The organism is Vicinamibacteria bacterium, from assembly GCA_035620555.1.
In the GTDB taxonomy this organism is placed as follows: Bacteria; Acidobacteriota; Vicinamibacteria; order Marinacidobacterales; family SMYC01; genus DASPGQ01.
The window spans coordinates 1-13751 of the sequence record DASPGQ010000317.1 but is presented as its reverse complement, the minus strand read 5'-3'; the positions used below and the strand labels follow the sequence as shown (position 1 = coordinate 13751).

Below are 13751 nucleotides of genomic sequence, written 5' to 3'. Positions count from 1 at the left end.
AACCAAGTCCGCTGCGGGAGTCGCGCCACCTGGATCCTAGGGACGCGCCGTGTGCTCGACGACGCCGAGCTCGAGCCTCCTGGTCAGCGGCGCATGAGACCTGAGAGCGAGCGCCGGGTTTGCGCGCCTTCGTTTTCCACGCTAGATTTCCTCTCGCAACTCACGTCATTTCACTCTGAGGAGGGTTCTTCATGCCCTCGCGCTTCCCGTTCGTCGGTGTGCTCATCGGATCGGTCTTTCTCGCGGCGCCGGCGCTCGTAAACGGCCAGGACCGTGGATTCGTCGTGGGAAACCTCGGCTTCACTTTTGCGGAGAGAACCGATTCGTCCTTCGGGTTCACCGCGGGAGTGGGAATCACCCCGAGCATTCAAATCATCGGCACCTATTCGCACATGAACGACACGTTGACCGGGAATTTTGCTCAGTTCCTCCGCACCCTCAGCGGGGTGGCCGGGCTGAACATCGAGGGCAAGCTACCCGCCGAGTACGGGGCCGGCGGGATCCGTTTCGTCGTCCAGAACCGTGAGACGGTGCAGGTGTACTTCCAGGCCGAAGGCGGCGTGGGAAAAGTATCGCCCGAGCTTCGCTTTTTCGATGGCATGACCGACGTAACCGACGAGGTGAGCGACTTCAACGCCGAAGAGACCGCGGGAGCACTCGCCCTCGGAGCTGGTGTGCGTGTCCTCCTCGGCCCGGTGGTGACCGGCGAGGTCGGCTTCAAATGGCTGAACATCATGACCGACATCGAGCCGCTGAAAGTGAACCGCCTGGACTTCGGCCTGGGCGTGCGATTCTGAGAGGGTCGTTTGCTCGACGAGAGGCTCCGAGTCTCTTCGTTTTCTTCGCATTCGTTTTCAACGACGAATGGTTCTGACGAGCGGCCCGTTCTCTGAAGCGAGGATTCGTTGGATCGCAAGTACGACTACTTGGCACTGCTGACCTCTCTCCTGGTCCTCTTCATCCTGAACGCGATGACCGGTCTCGGCTATCTCTTCCGGCTCGCCGTGGGCCTGACCTCCACCGCGGTGGTGTTCTTCGCCGTGGCCTTCGTGTGGCGCCGGCACTACCATCGGAGTTTCGTCGGCGCGCTAACGCTCGGCGGAAGCTTCGTTCTGGTCAACGCTGCCCGCACCGCCTGGGCCACTCCGCTCTCGCTGGCGATCGCCGACGTTCTCATGATGGGATTCATCCTGATCCTCGGCTACACCATCCTCGGAGAGGTGCTGGGGAGCCGCAGGGTGACCATGAACACGGTTTACGGAGCCGCTTGCGCCTATCTATTGATCGGGCTTCTTTGGGCTGGGTTATACCGCTTCGTCTTCTGGGTCGACCCCGGAGCCTTTCGAATGCCGGAGTCGATATCGGGCAATCCCCAGGAGTTGGTCGACTCTCTTGGCTACTTCAGTTACGTTACGCTGACCACGCTGGGCTACGGTGACATCACTCCGGTGAAGCCCATCGCCCGCGCCCTGGCCGTGGTCGAAGCGGTGATCGGGCAGCTCTACGTAGGAATCCTGATCGCCCGAATGGTGGGGCTGCACATCGCATCCGCGACGGCGAGCCGATCGAACGACGGTTGAGCTCGGTCGCTTGCTCCTGCTGCGAACATGGTTCTCTATCAGCGAACGGTATCCGCATAATTCATGAATGAGCTTGATAATGCATGACTCGTTATATCGGATCGCTTTGTCTGTGAGCTCACGAAGGCAGAGGGAGCTTTGGCGTGCTCCGCCGCATGACGGAGAATGCACCGATGAGCGATGTGCTCGTCGACACCCACGCGCATTTGACCGCGAGCGAGTTCGATTCCGATCGAGACGACGTGCTTTCTCGAGCCCGGGCGGCCGGCGTGGGTTTCGTCCTCGCCGTGAGCGAGACCCTCGAGGATGCGAAAGCGAACCTGGCGCTCGCCGCCGCGCACCCCGATATGGTTCGACCGCTCGCCGGTCTCCATCCCGAATACCCTGACACCGCTCAGGCCCGGCAGCTCGTCGAGTGGATTCGAGAGCATCGCCAGCAACTGGTGGGGATCGGAGAAGTCGGTCTCGACTACTGGCGCGTACAGGACGAAGGCGGGAGAGAGAGGCAGCGGGCGAGCTTCGAGGGTTTCGTCGATCTGTCGCTCGAGCTCGATCTGCCCCTGAACGTGCACTCCCGCTCGGCGGGCGAGAGAACCGTCGCCTGTTTGTTGGAACGTGGCGCTCGGCGAGTACAGCTCCACGCGTTCGACGGCCGCGCGTCTAAAGCGATGCCTGCGGTCGAGGCGGGGTATTACTTCTCCGTACCTCCGTCGATCGTGCGCTCGCCCCAGAAGCAGAAGTTGGTGGAACGGCTGCCGCTCCGCTGCCTCCTCCTCGAGACCGACAGCCCGGTTCTCGGACCGGTCGCGGGTGAGCGCAACGAGCCAGCTAACTTGGTGATTTCGCTTCGGGCGATCGCCGAGATCAAAGGGGTTCGGGAAGAGGAGGTGCGATCGGCAGTGGTCGAGAATACGCAGCGGCTCTGGGGTCTGCCCGCCTGACCGAATCGTGGAGAGCCGGACCACGCATCGCGGCGAGGAATCGTTCCTCGCCGCGACGCCGTACGTTCATCAGTGCCAGGTGATGGAGCTTTTCATTTCCTCGATGGCCTTCTCGCGCTCTCCCGCGGCATAGGATGCCGCGAGCGGCTCGGCGTCCCGGAAGTTGATGCGCCCCACGCGACCGGTGGCCTCGTGCCGCACGTAGATGTTAACCGCGGGGAACTTGTGCGGGATGGCGGCCGCTTCCAGAACCGCGATCGGTGCGAACGACTCGAACTCCCGAATGCCCATGGTGAGCCGGATCTCGGCATCCGTGCCCTCTCCGTCGGTGGAGTCGTTCATGTTTACCTTGCAGGATTGGCCTTGTGCCACCATCGCAGTCAACTTGCCCGATAGGGCCTTGTGGTAGGTGTCGATTCGAGCTTTCTGTGCGAAGGCGGCTCCACCCATTCCCACGAACAGGACGGCGACCGCGGCAACGACTACGGAACGAAATCTCATGTGTTTCTTCTCCTTCATGCCCGTGGCCCCTGGCCCTCAGGCACATTGGTTCGATTGAACAAGAGGTTCCATTATGCAACCAAGTTTCCCTTCACGCCAACCGCGAGCTCAACGGAACGAGGCGAGGAAAAGGAGCACCCACCCCAGGAGAAATGCCAATCCGCCAAGGGGTGTAACGGCACCGAGCCAACGCTGGCCGGTCACACTCAAGAGGTAGAGTGAGCCCGAGAAGACGAGGATGCCGATGGTGAACGCCCATCCGGCTCCGGCGGCGAGTGCGCTCGCTTGGCGCTCGGTGAGCCAGGAAACGGCAAAAAGGCCGAGGGCATGGTAGAAGTGGTAGCGGACGCCGGTCTCGAAAACGGCCAGCATCTCGGGTGGGAGTCGCTGTCGAAGAGAGTGGGCGCCGAATGCTCCGAGCGCCACCGCCAGGAACATGAAGACGCTTCCGAGACGAAACCAGGGCATGATGGTTGGGAGTCTAACGCAAAAGACTTCGTTGCTACTCGTCACCCTGGCTTTGTCCGCCGCCAGTGAGGCTCAGCCGAGAACGGGCTCGGGGACGAGCCGCCTTCCCGATTCGACACCGATGGAAGGAGTGCACCTTGGCGCCGGTGACTGGCATCTGATGATTCACGGGTTTCTGAACCTCGTGTTCCAGGCCGAATCTGAGCCGCGCGGACGGGAGGAGACGTTCTCGACGAACATGGTGATGCTCGATGCCGGCCGCGGGCTTTGGGGCGGGGAGCTCGGTGTTCGCTTCATGGGCTCGCTCGAGCCGACGCTGGGCGGGGACGGCTATCCCCTTCTTCTGCAGACCGGCGAGTCGGCCGATGGCCGCAATCCCCTCTTCGACCGACAGCACCCGCACGACCTGCTCATGGAGATCGCCGTGCGGTTTCGAAAGGGGCCGCTACAGGTCTACCTCGCACCGGTAGGGGAACCGGCCCTCGGTCCATCCGCGTTCATGCACCGACTCTCGTCTGCGGTCAATCCGGTCGCCCCCTTGACCCACCACTGGCTCGATGCCACCCACATCAGCTATGGGGTATTGACTTTCGGCCTCACCTTCGTCGATTCGCTTCGAGTCGAGGGCTCGGTCTTCAACGGTCGAGAGCCCGACCAATATCGCTGGAACCTGGAGCGCTTCCGACTGGATTCTTACTCCGGGCGCGTCACCTGGAACCCGAAACGAAACTGGTCGTTTCAGGCAAGCGCGGGAAAGCTCACAGAACCCGATCGTCTCCACCCGGGTCTCGACGTTGTCAGGACGACCGCATCCGTGATTTACAATCGGCCCCTCGAGACGGGAAACTGGCAGACCATGGTCGCCTGGGGCCGCAACGATACCGAGCGGCTCACCGCGCCCCCGTCGTCGCTTCCGCCGGGCGTGCATATACACTTCACCCCCGGCGTCTCACCCCATCAGAACGCGCTTCTCGCCGAGACCAGCGTTCGGTTCGCTTCTGCCCACGCGATCTTCGCGCGGTTCGAGTGGGCGGAGAAGGACGAGCTCTTCATCGCCGCCGATCGGCGGCACGACGACATCTACGCGGTATCGAAGCTCAGCTCGGGGTATGCGTTCGACTTTCTACGAGTCGGTGATGCCCGATGGGGCGTGGGTGCTTATGCCAATCTCTACTGGGTCGACGAGCAGCTCGAGTTCGTCTATGGAAAACGCCCCAAAGGCGTCGGTCTCTTCCTCCGCTTCGAGATTTCCTGAGCGGCCGACGAGCCAGGATCGACGAAAACTCAGCGAGCCTTCTGCCCTGGCTCCAGCGGGTCTTGGAGAGCCCGCGGCTCGTCGGGATAGAGCTCGGCAACGTATCGTTCGTAGCCGTTGAACAGCGGTGTGGGAAAGCGTTCCTCATTGTCGAGCCAGAGGGACTCGGCCTGACTCCACCGTGGGTGCGGTATGAACGGGTTGACGTTCGAAAGAAAGCCGTACTCGTGGGGCTGAATCTGCCAGAAGGTCTCGGGCTCCTTGGAGACGAGCTCCATCTTCACGATCGATTTGGGATTCTTGTAACCGTACTTCCACGGAACGACGATGCGGACGGGCGCCCCGTGCTGCTTGAGGAGCGGTTTGCCGTACACGCCGGTTGCCACGAGCGCGAGCTCGTTCGTCGCTTCGTCGATGCGCAGCCCCTCGTGGTAGGGCCACGGGTACCAGTGTGCCTCGCGAACGCCGGGCATCTGCTTGGACTTGACCGCGCTGACGAATCTGACGAACTTGGCCGAGCTCTTCGGCTCGACCGCTTCGAGAAGCTTGGACAGCGGAAAACCCGTCCAGGGCACGTTCATCGCCCATCTCTCGACGCAGCGAAAGTGATAGACGCGTTCCTCCTGATCGAAGGCGAGGAGGTCGTCGAGATCGAACGTCCGCGGCTTGGCACATTCCCCGGAGACTTCGAGCTTCCAGGGTGTCACTTCGAACTCCCCGGCGTGACGCCACACGGGGCCTCCGCGCCCCGGCAGGAATTCGTAGAAGTTGTTGTGCGCCGCGGCGATTTCCCTCGGCGTCAGGTCCTTTCGCTCGATCGCTTCCGGCACCTGGAATTTCGCGTTGGCGGGCGCGGGAAACACTTTGGCGTTCTCGTAAGGCGGCGTCAGCAGATCGGGCTCAGCGGCCCGCAGAAAGTAGGGGGCCGCCACCATGCCCATCCCGAGCGAGGCAATGAACCGCCTGCGGCCGAAGAAGATTTCCGGGGGAGTGACGTCTCGCGACGGGACGTCGGGCAGATATTTCTTCATCACCGTCGAGCCTCCGCAGCTCACATCTTAGCATCTCCGATTCCGATGTAGCCTACGCCCTTCCGCTACCAGTGATAGCCCGTCCCAATGGACGCCGCGGCCAGCCCCATGACTCCGGTTGCCTCGCTAAAGACCAGACGAAACTGTGGACGAAGCGAGAAACGTGGCGTCAGAAAAATCTTGACTCCTCCTCCACCGCCCCATGCGAAGCCATTCTCTTCCGACCGGAAGGTGGTCGGCGTGCCACCGACCGGGTAAGTATGGGTTGTCTCGGAGCGAAGTAGTCCCGCGCTTCCCGTCACGAAGACCTGCGTCCGTCCTTCCGAGAAGTGGTAGACCACGTTTCCGAACACCCCGGTGGCGGTCCCCTCGAGGGGGCCGCCGGCAATCTCGCGTTCGTGCTGCGCCCTAAACGCGTCTACCTCGACCGACGCTCTGGTTGCGAGACGGAATCCGACTCCACCGAGGAGATAAGGTCCATTCCCGAGGGAGCCTTCGTCACCGCCCACACGAGACGCTCCAATCCCTGCGAAAAGCTCTCCTCGGTTCGCGGGGCCCTGCGCCGCTACCTGTACCGAGGCGAGGAGGAAAACGAATATCAGCAGATTCGAGCGCACCCGGTAATCTCCGTCCCTTTGGATCCGCACGGGCGAAATCATACTGAACCAGTGGGTGTCGTTCTAGACCGTGGAGCCGACGACGAGGAGTCATCGTGTCACCGCGCTTCTCCACTGTCAGCGCCCAAGACGTCTACCGTGCCGAGCGACAGCCAGGGTGATGACTCCGCCCGGCGTGTGACGCGATACAGGAAGACGATGTTGTCGCCTCGATAAACCGTGGGTTCGGGAACTTCGAACGATAACACGGTGTTCCTTCCTCCCGAGACCTGGGCCCGGCCCGCGGAAACGCCGTTCAACCCAAATTCCACCACGATGGGCTCGGGCTCTTGGTTGGCTTCCGGAATGACCCGAATATCGAGGCGAATCGTGATCGGCTGCGCTCGAGCGACGGGTACGAGAAGCCGAACGCGACGCGGTCTCGCCAGGGCTCTCGGTGGGTTCGACCTAGTCGGCGTCTCTTCCCATCCGCTGAGCAAATGCCAAGAGTCTTCGGGAACGAGCTGATACGAGCCCGCATCTTCGAGCTCTTCGGCTTTGGCGAGGGAGGAGGCGTAGTAGTGACGGAGGTGGGGGCCATAGGCGCCCTCGATGGGAGGGCGGCGATACGGGTCGAGACCGGTCCACAACATGACGAGCACGACACCGCAGCCGAGCCACGACGACAAGGTCAGCCAGTGTTTGCCGCGGCTCATCGGGGCCCCTCGCGCGTCCGTCGGCGCTCGATCAGGAGGCGACCCAGGATGACGATCGCGATCGGATAGGCTGGCCGATCGGGAACGAAGAGATAGCAGAACACCAGGATCGTGATCAGAAGCGCCGACCACTGGGGCAGTTCGTATCGCAAGCGCTCGAGCTCGACGAGCGCGAGGGGTACGACGACGGGAAACGCAAAGTAGAGAAGCCTCTCCTCGTTCATCGGCACGAAGAGCTGCGCCGCGACGAGCAAGGCATAAGGTGAATAGCGACGGGCGAAGCGGCGCCAGTTCGTGTCGAAAGCATTGGCGATTGCGAGAAGCGCGAGGTAGCTGAAAAGACCTCTCCACAAAGCCCGATAGGATTCCATCGAGCCGAACCACGGTTCGCGATCAACCGACCAGGGAGTCAAATAGGGGAACAGCACGCCGTCGGGTGCCCAGAAAAGACGTAAGATGAGGACCGCCACGATTGCGGGCATTGACACGACCATGGTGCGCCACGCAGCTCGCAGATCGAGAACCTTTGCGCCGGAAAGACGAAGATACAGGACCGGCACGACAAAGAAGGCGCTCTCCTTGACGAGAGTACTCACGAGGAGGAGCAATGCCATCGGACCGTCGTCGATCTCGCGCTCGATGGCGAGGAGCAGCAGCGCGATGGACGTCAGGGCGAGCGGGTCGACGAGAAAATGGTTCCGGAGAAAGACGGAGACCTCCGGCGCGGTGCCAAGGAAAGTAACACCCAGCAAGCCGATCACGTGGTCGAATCCGATGACGCGGAAGAATGTGTACCCCAGCACCATGGTGAGCAGCAGACCGCCGAGCGTCAGCGCGAGAAACGAAGCCTCGTGCGGGAAGGGAAGCCAGTGAACGACGAGTGGCACACCCAATCGATAGGCATACGGAGCTCGGGTGAAGGTCAAAGGCGAATCGGCCATTGCGAGATAGACGTGAGCGTCGAGACCGGGGGCGTCGTCACGGGCGACCGGTAGGCCCCGGGTCGGGAGCAGGTTCACGACGAGCAGACTCGCGGACAGCGCGAGAGCCGCTCCCAGCTGGCGCGGCGAGATTCGCGCGCGATCCGTTTTCGGCATCACTTCAACCCGTTCTCGAGCCGCTTCTCGGTTCACAATTTCATGAAGAGGTTGTTCAACGACTCGGAAAGCGTCGGGTGCGCGAAAACGCCGTCCCGCAGTTCTCTTGCCGACAGGCCTCCCATCATCGCTACCTGGACGACGCTCATGACCTCGCCGCCATTGACGCCGAGTATGGCCGCGCCCAAAATCCTATCGGTGTCCGTTTCGACGACGGCTTTCATGAATCCGCGTGTTTCGTCCGACTCGAGCGCCCGGGCGACGTGGCTCATCGGAAGTTTGGCGACGCGATAAGCGAGGCCTTCTGCCTTCGCTTGCCGCTCCGAAAGTCCCACGCGGCCGAGCTCCGGATCGGTGAAGACGGTGTAGGGAACGAACCGACCCCGGATGGTTCCTTTACCGTCTCCCAGCAAGTTTCTCTCGATGATTCTGTAATCGTCGTAGGAAATGTGGGTGAACGCGGGGCCGCCCTTGACGTCCCCCAGGGCATAGATGCCCTCGGCCTGGGTCTCGAGCCGCTCGTTTACAGGAATGAAACCCCCTGGATCGACCTCGATCCCCGCTGCCTCGAGGTTCAAACCCGCCGTGTCGGGAACGCGGCCCGTTGCCACGAGCAGGACCGAGGCGGAAACCGTCCGTCCCCCCTCGGGGGTGTCGACCACCAGAATCGTACTTCCCTCGCCATTGCGAGCCACGCTCTGCGGGACGGATGAGACAAGGGTATCGATGCCTTCCTCTCGCAGGATGGTCGCCAGCTCGGTTGCCACGTCTTCGTCCTCGCGCGGCAAAAGCTGTTCTCGCCGCTGCACGATCGTGACTCGCGCACCGAAACGGCGAAACATCTGGCCGAACTCGACGGATATGTAACCGCCTCCGATTATGACGAGGTGATCGGGCACCCGTGCTAGCTCCATGATCGAAGTGGAGTCGAGATAGGGCACGTCCGATAGCCCCGGAATGTCGGGGACACTCGGCCGGGCTCCCGCGTTGATGAAGATGAGGGGTGCCTTCAACCGAGCTTCGGTTCTGTCTGGCCGAGTGACTCGAATCTCGCGCTCGGAGAGGAAGCTCGCTTCGCCGAAGATCAATTCGAGGTTGGCCTGCTGCTCGAGCCCTTTCCGATTTCCTTCGCTGAATCGATCGACGATCTTACGCTTCCGCTCCCGTACCCTGTCGAGATCGACGGACACGGGTCCGGTCGACACGCCGTAGTCGGTGGCGCGGCGGGCGAGATAGGCGACGCGTGCGCTTGCCACCATCGTCTTGGTAGGCGTACACCCCCTGACCACGCAGCTCCCACCGACTTTTTCTTCTTTTTCGATAATCGCGGTACGTCGCCCGGCCTCTGCCAAGCTCCTCGCGAGCGGTTTTCCCGCCTGCCCGGTTCCGATCACGATGGCTTCGTAAGACTCTCTGGTGCCCATTTCCGGACCCCTCCTCGGGGAATGTATCATCGACGCTCGAGGCGCCATGGGAGAAGCGGAGTGGCGGAGTTTCGTCGAAGACGTTCGTGGCGGCGGACGGTATCATTTCAGCGAGCACTGGCGGCGTTTTCAGAGTGCCTATGCCGATCGGCCGTCCTCCATGGGGCCCCCCGTCGCCTGGTGGCCGGACGAATCGACTGTCGCGCGATCCAACCTCGCTTCGTTCATGAACGAGTTGTCGCTTTCGAGCTACTCGGCGCTCCACCGCTTTTCGGTGGAGTCCCGCGAGGCGTTCTGGGATCGCGTCGTGACTCGTCTCGGGATCCAATTCGCCGCGCGACCCCGCAGCGTCCTCGATCTCAGCCGAGGAGTCGAGGATCCGCGATGGCTCGAGGGCGCCAGACTCAACATCGTCCTTAGCTGCTTTTCGTCGAGCCCCGAAGCCGCCGCGATCGTCTGCGCGCGCGAGGACGGCGGAGCGGTCGAGACGATGAGCTACGCGGAGCTCGAGCGGGAGACCCTGCGCTTCGCCAACGGACTGCGGGGGCTCGGGTACGTGCCGAAAGACCGCGTCGCGCTCTACATGCCGATGACGCCGGAGTGCGTGATCGCCTATCTGGGCTTGGTGCGCTCCGGTTGCGCGGTCGTTTCCATCGCCGACAGCTTTTCGGCGGGCGAGCTCGCAAAGCGCCTGGAGATCGCGGGCGCCAGGACGGTCGTCACCGTCTCGAGCTACGGTCGAGCCGGGCGGCGAATCGAGCTTTATCCCAAGGTGCGCGAGGCTCTGGGGCTGCTCGGAGGGGGGCGTGCGATCGTCATCGGAGAGGCGCGGCTCGAGGCTGGCGACATCGCCTGGTCCGACGTTCTCGATTCGGCCGATCGGCCCGTCATCGAGATCACGGAGCCCGAGCACGTGACGAACGTCCTCTTCTCATCGGGAACGACGGGAGATCCGAAAGCCATCCCCTGGACGCAACTGACCCCTCTCAAGTGCGCCCTGGACGGGCATTTCCACCAGGACATCCACCCGCGAGACGTCGTGTGCTGGCCGACGAACATCGGCTGGATGATGGGGCCCTGGCTCATCTACGCGAGCCTTCTGAACCGAGCGACGATCGCTCTCTACGAGGGCGCGCCGGCCGGCCAGGCCTTCACCCGATTCGTTCGCGAGGCGGGTGTGACCATGCTCGGCGTCGTCCCGTCGATCGTGCGGAACTGGCGGCAGTCCGAGAGCGTCGGCGACGGCGACTTCGCCGGGGTTCGCGTCTTCAGCTCTACCGGCGAGGCCTCCACCTCCGAGGACACTCTCTGGCTGATGAGTCGCGCGGAGTACCGGGCGCCGGTGATCGAGTATCTCGGCGGCACCGAGATCGGCGGAGGACATATCACCGGCACCGTCCTCCACTCCGCATCGCCAGGCACGTTCTCGGCGAAGGCCCTCGGCACGGAATTCTACGTGCTCGACGAGCGAGGCCACGAGGTTTCGGAAGGGCAGACGGGGGAGCTCTTCCTCGTTCCGCCCTCTCTCGGGCTCTCTCAGCGGCTCTTGAACCGGGACCATCACGACGTCTACTACCAGGCTTGTCCCCCGGGACCGAACGGCGAAACACTGCGGCGTCACGGCGACGAGATGGCCCTGCTCGCGAAAGGCTACTTCCGGGCCCAGGGCCGCGCCGATGACACGATGAATCTCGGGGGAATCAAGGTATCGTCGCTCGAGCTCGAAAGGGTGGTCAACGAGCACCCGGGGGTGCTCGAAAGCGCCGCCGTCGGCGTACAACCCCGAGGAGGCGGTGCCGAGAAGCTGGTGGTGTTCGTAGTTCCTGCCGCCTTGGGCCATTCGGGGGATGAGCTCCAGAATACGCTCGGTCGAGCGATCGCCGCGAAGCTCAACCCCCTCTTCAGGATTCACGAGGTGGTCGAGGTCGATTCGCTGCCGCGAACCGCATCCAACAAGGTCATGAGACGGGAGCTGCGCGCGCGATACCAGCGAGGCGATCGCGCCGGGTAGGCTCGAGCAAAAAGGCCCTTCGTCGAAACTTCATAACAGAAAGGCGGCTCCCAGTCCGGCGGATAGCATCAGCAAAAAGCCCGGCACGACTGCCCGTTTGATCGCGGGACTCCCGGTGAGCAGGACGATGCCCGCCTTGACGACGGTGTTCGCCATGGCCGCCAGCGTGACGGCTCGTGAGGCAACCGAGGGGTCGAGACCTCCTTCGGGCAGGCTCAGCTCGGCCATGGAGAGAGTGATCGCGTCGACGTCCGTGAATCCCGCGATTACCGAGGAGAAATAGATTCCTTCGTTGCCGAAATGAATCTGGGCGACACGAGACACGAGCAGGATCAAACCATATAGAGCGCCGAAGCGAATCGCCGGTCCCAGCTCGAACGGGTTCGAGAAATCGACGTCCTGGTCGCCGCCTCCTCTGCCTTTCGATCGAGCAAGAAACAGGCAGTAGAGTGCTCCCGAAAGCGCCGCAAGGAACATCGGGATCCAGAGGGAGCCGATAAGGGTTCGGTTGACGACCGCAACTTCCACGACGACGCGGACGAACATCGTGACCCAGGCGATGAGGATGGCGATGCCAAACACTCGGGAGAGACCGCTCGCGTGCTGACTTCGCTGTGAGAACGTCAACGTAACCGCCGTGCTCGAGGCAAGCCCCCCGAGAAGACCGGTAAGGGCGATGCCGTGCGCCGATTCCATGAGCTTCATCACCACGTAGCCGAGGAAACTCAAGCCGGAGATCAGGACGACCATCAGCCAAATACGATGCGGGTTGAGGACATCGAAAGGTGGGTCACCCAGGCCGGTCCGGGGCAGCACGGGAAGCACGATAGCGGTGATGACCCCGAACTTGACGATGGCGATGATGTCTTCGCGCGTCAGGCGGCGGGTGAACTGGTGGATCTCGAGCTTGAAGGAGAGGAGCAGGGTCACCACGACGCCGAGGGCCACTGCCAACTCTTCCCGGTCGAAGTAGCAGAGGGCACCGGCGAGGAGCGTCACGATGGCCGCGATCTCCGTCGTCATGCCGACGTCACCGCGCTTCGCGGTAATCAGGTAAGCGACGACCACGAGTGCTCCGACCAGGAAGATGGGTGCGACGAGCCCCCAGGGGGAGCCGAGCTCGTCGGCGAGCAGAGCACCGGTGCATCCGGTGAGCCCGAGCAGGGCGAAGGTGCGAACGCCGGCAGCCAGGGTGGACTCTTTCTGGTCGACGTAGGCGAACTCGCGCTGGAGGCCGACGAGTAATCCGATGGCGGCCGCGGTGCCGAACCGATAGAGGAGCTCGGTGCTCATTGGACAAACGGATCGCGCCGGGAGAGAAGTCTGTTGGCTGTCACGTCTTTACACTGCTCAATGCCGTGGCGGGACCCGTAATCGATCGTGCCGCCACGGCTCGGGCTGTTTACGGCGCGGCAACTTTGCGGTGGGCAGCCCTTCGGGGCAGCCCCGCAACATCTCATTCCCGCGAAGCAGCCCGAATGCGGACGATTGCGCCGGGCTCGCTCCGCTCGCGCAGGCTGGAATGTACTTTTTCATCAGCCTGCTAAGGCGCCTGTGCTTCAGGGACGTCGCCGCGCGTGGCGGTAATCTTCGAGCGGATGCCTCCGCGTCCCCGCCAAAGGGTCTGGACGACGAGCCAGCGGGGCTTCATCACTTCGTTGAGATCGTCCGCGATTCGATTGGTCACCGCCTCGAAGTAGATGCCCTGGTTGCGGTAGGCCTGGAAGTAGAGCTTGAGCGACTTGAGCTCGACGCACCGTCGGTCGGCGCAATATCGAATCGTGATGGTTCCGAAGTCCGGATGACCGGTTTTGGGGCAGACGCTGGTGAACTCCTCGTTAACGTGCTCGATCACGTAGTCGCGCCCGGGAGCGGGGTTGTCGAAGCATTCTAGGATCTCGGGGCTCGCCATGGCGGAAAAGTGTAGAGCTTGCGCCCCATTTTCGCTACAACCGCTCGCGTGGGCTCAGGGCTCGATGACGATCGGGACGACCTGGTAATCGACGGCATCGACGGAGACGGCAGTGGCCACCGTGAAGAAATGGCGGCCGCTGAGACCCGCCGTGGGCGTCACGGTGAGAAGACCGGTGTCGAAGTCCACCTGGTATCGAAGGTCGGGAGGCGCGATGAC

At 62.8% G+C, this 13751-nt stretch carries 14 protein-coding genes; 5 read left to right on the top strand and 9 right to left on the bottom strand.

Annotation, left to right across the window (positions count from 1 at the left end; genetic code table 11):
• Nucleotides 1-191: 191 nt before the first annotated feature.
• From VEK15_13080 to VEK15_13070, 3 genes are all read left to right on the top strand, one after another.
• On the top strand, nucleotides 192-797 hold the full coding sequence (locus VEK15_13080; protein HXV61624.1) for a hypothetical protein: 606 nt from the start codon (nucleotides 192-194) through the stop codon (nucleotides 795-797).
• Nucleotides 798-905: 108 nt separating this feature from the next.
• Nucleotides 906-1580 (top strand): ion channel, encoded by a 675-nt coding sequence (locus VEK15_13075; GenBank protein ID HXV61623.1) that lies wholly within the window; start codon nucleotides 906-908, stop codon nucleotides 1578-1580.
• A gap of 173 nt (nucleotides 1581-1753) precedes the next feature.
• Entirely contained in the window at nucleotides 1754-2521 is a 768-nt protein-coding gene (locus VEK15_13070; protein ID HXV61622.1) for a TatD family hydrolase, read from the top strand.
• A 69-nt stretch (nucleotides 2522-2590) separates the two neighbouring features.
• On the opposite strand, the gene VEK15_13065 is transcribed toward VEK15_13070, so the two are convergent.
• Complete coding sequence (locus VEK15_13065) at nucleotides 2591-3022, bottom strand: hypothetical protein (GenBank protein ID HXV61621.1); 432 nt, start codon at nucleotides 3020-3022, stop codon at nucleotides 2591-2593.
• A gap of 108 nt (nucleotides 3023-3130) precedes the next feature.
• Nucleotides 3131-3490 (bottom strand): DUF423 domain-containing protein, encoded by a 360-nt coding sequence (locus VEK15_13060; GenBank protein HXV61620.1) that lies wholly within the window; start codon nucleotides 3488-3490, stop codon nucleotides 3131-3133.
• Here VEK15_13060 and VEK15_13055 point away from each other — a divergent pair.
• Complete coding sequence (locus VEK15_13055; GenBank protein ID HXV61619.1) at nucleotides 3489-4745, top strand: hypothetical protein; 1257 nt, start codon at nucleotides 3489-3491, stop codon at nucleotides 4743-4745. The two genes, VEK15_13060 and VEK15_13055, sit on opposite strands and share 2 nt — an antisense overlap.
• A 29-nt stretch (nucleotides 4746-4774) precedes the next feature.
• Here the strand turns inward: VEK15_13055 and msrP are convergent, their stop codons facing one another.
• From msrP to VEK15_13030, 5 genes are all read right to left on the bottom strand, one after another.
• Nucleotides 4775-5776, bottom strand: a complete 1002-nt coding sequence (gene msrP, locus VEK15_13050; GenBank protein HXV61618.1) for a protein-methionine-sulfoxide reductase catalytic subunit MsrP — start codon at nucleotides 5774-5776, stop codon at nucleotides 4775-4777.
• Nucleotides 5777-5841: 65 nt separating this feature from the next.
• A complete protein-coding gene (locus VEK15_13045) occupies nucleotides 5842-6423 on the bottom strand; it encodes an outer membrane beta-barrel protein (protein ID HXV61617.1) in 582 nt (193 codons plus the stop codon).
• A gap of 68 nt (nucleotides 6424-6491) precedes the next feature.
• Nucleotides 6492-7088, bottom strand: coding sequence for a hypothetical protein (locus VEK15_13040; protein ID HXV61616.1), 597 nt, complete (start codon nucleotides 7086-7088; stop codon nucleotides 6492-6494).
• Nucleotides 7085-8185, bottom strand: a complete 1101-nt coding sequence (locus VEK15_13035) for a hypothetical protein (GenBank protein ID HXV61615.1) — start codon at nucleotides 8183-8185, stop codon at nucleotides 7085-7087. The genes VEK15_13040 and VEK15_13035 overlap by 4 nt, the downstream gene beginning before the upstream one ends.
• 32 nt (nucleotides 8186-8217) lie before the next feature.
• Nucleotides 8218-9609, bottom strand: a complete 1392-nt coding sequence (locus tag VEK15_13030) for a mercuric reductase (GenBank protein ID HXV61614.1) — start codon at nucleotides 9607-9609, stop codon at nucleotides 8218-8220.
• A 46-nt stretch (nucleotides 9610-9655) separates the two neighbouring features.
• On the opposite strand from VEK15_13030, the gene VEK15_13025 reads away from it, so the two are divergent.
• On the top strand, nucleotides 9656-11620 hold the full coding sequence (locus VEK15_13025) for an AMP-binding protein (GenBank protein HXV61613.1): 1965 nt from the start codon (nucleotides 9656-9658) through the stop codon (nucleotides 11618-11620).
• A 30-nt stretch (nucleotides 11621-11650) separates the two neighbouring features.
• On the opposite strand, the gene VEK15_13020 is transcribed toward VEK15_13025, so the two are convergent.
• On the bottom strand, nucleotides 11651-12913 hold the full coding sequence (locus tag VEK15_13020; protein ID HXV61612.1) for an MgtC/SapB family protein: 1263 nt from the start codon (nucleotides 12911-12913) through the stop codon (nucleotides 11651-11653).
• Between the two features lie 250 nt (nucleotides 12914-13163).
• Nucleotides 13164-13532, bottom strand: a complete 369-nt coding sequence (gene queF / locus VEK15_13015; GenBank protein HXV61611.1) for a preQ(1) synthase — start codon at nucleotides 13530-13532, stop codon at nucleotides 13164-13166.
• Nucleotides 13533-13751 lie beyond the last annotated feature (219 nt).

Excerpts from the sequence above, each read along its gene's own strand:
- VEK15_13080 (HXV61624.1), top strand. The coding sequence starts at position 192 with ATGCCCTCGCGCTTCCCGTTCGTCGGTGTGCTCATCGGATCGGTCTTT.
- VEK15_13070 (HXV61622.1), top strand. The coding sequence starts at position 1,754 with ATGAGCGATGTGCTCGTCGACACCCACGCGCATTTGACCGCGAGCGAG.
- VEK15_13065 (HXV61621.1), bottom strand. The coding sequence starts at position 3,022 with ATGAGATTTCGTTCCGTAGTCGTTGCCGCGGTCGCCGTCCTGTTCGTG.
- VEK15_13055 (HXV61619.1), top strand. The coding sequence starts at position 3,489 with ATGATGGTTGGGAGTCTAACGCAAAAGACTTCGTTGCTACTCGTCACC.
- VEK15_13060 (HXV61620.1), bottom strand. The coding sequence starts at position 3,490 with ATGCCCTGGTTTCGTCTCGGAAGCGTCTTCATGTTCCTGGCGGTGGCG.
- msrP (HXV61618.1), bottom strand. The coding sequence starts at position 5,776 with ATGAAGAAATATCTGCCCGACGTCCCGTCGCGAGACGTCACTCCCCCG.
- VEK15_13040 (HXV61616.1), bottom strand. The coding sequence starts at position 7,088 with ATGAGCCGCGGCAAACACTGGCTGACCTTGTCGTCGTGGCTCGGCTGC.
- VEK15_13035 (HXV61615.1), bottom strand. The coding sequence starts at position 8,185 with ATGCCGAAAACGGATCGCGCGCGAATCTCGCCGCGCCAGCTGGGAGCG.
- VEK15_13030 (HXV61614.1), bottom strand. The coding sequence starts at position 9,609 with ATGGGCACCAGAGAGTCTTACGAAGCCATCGTGATCGGAACCGGGCAG.
- VEK15_13025 (HXV61613.1), top strand. The coding sequence starts at position 9,656 with ATGGGAGAAGCGGAGTGGCGGAGTTTCGTCGAAGACGTTCGTGGCGGC.
- VEK15_13020 (HXV61612.1), bottom strand. The coding sequence starts at position 12,913 with ATGAGCACCGAGCTCCTCTATCGGTTCGGCACCGCGGCCGCCATCGGA.
- queF (HXV61611.1), bottom strand. The coding sequence starts at position 13,532 with ATGGCGAGCCCCGAGATCCTAGAATGCTTCGACAACCCCGCTCCCGGG.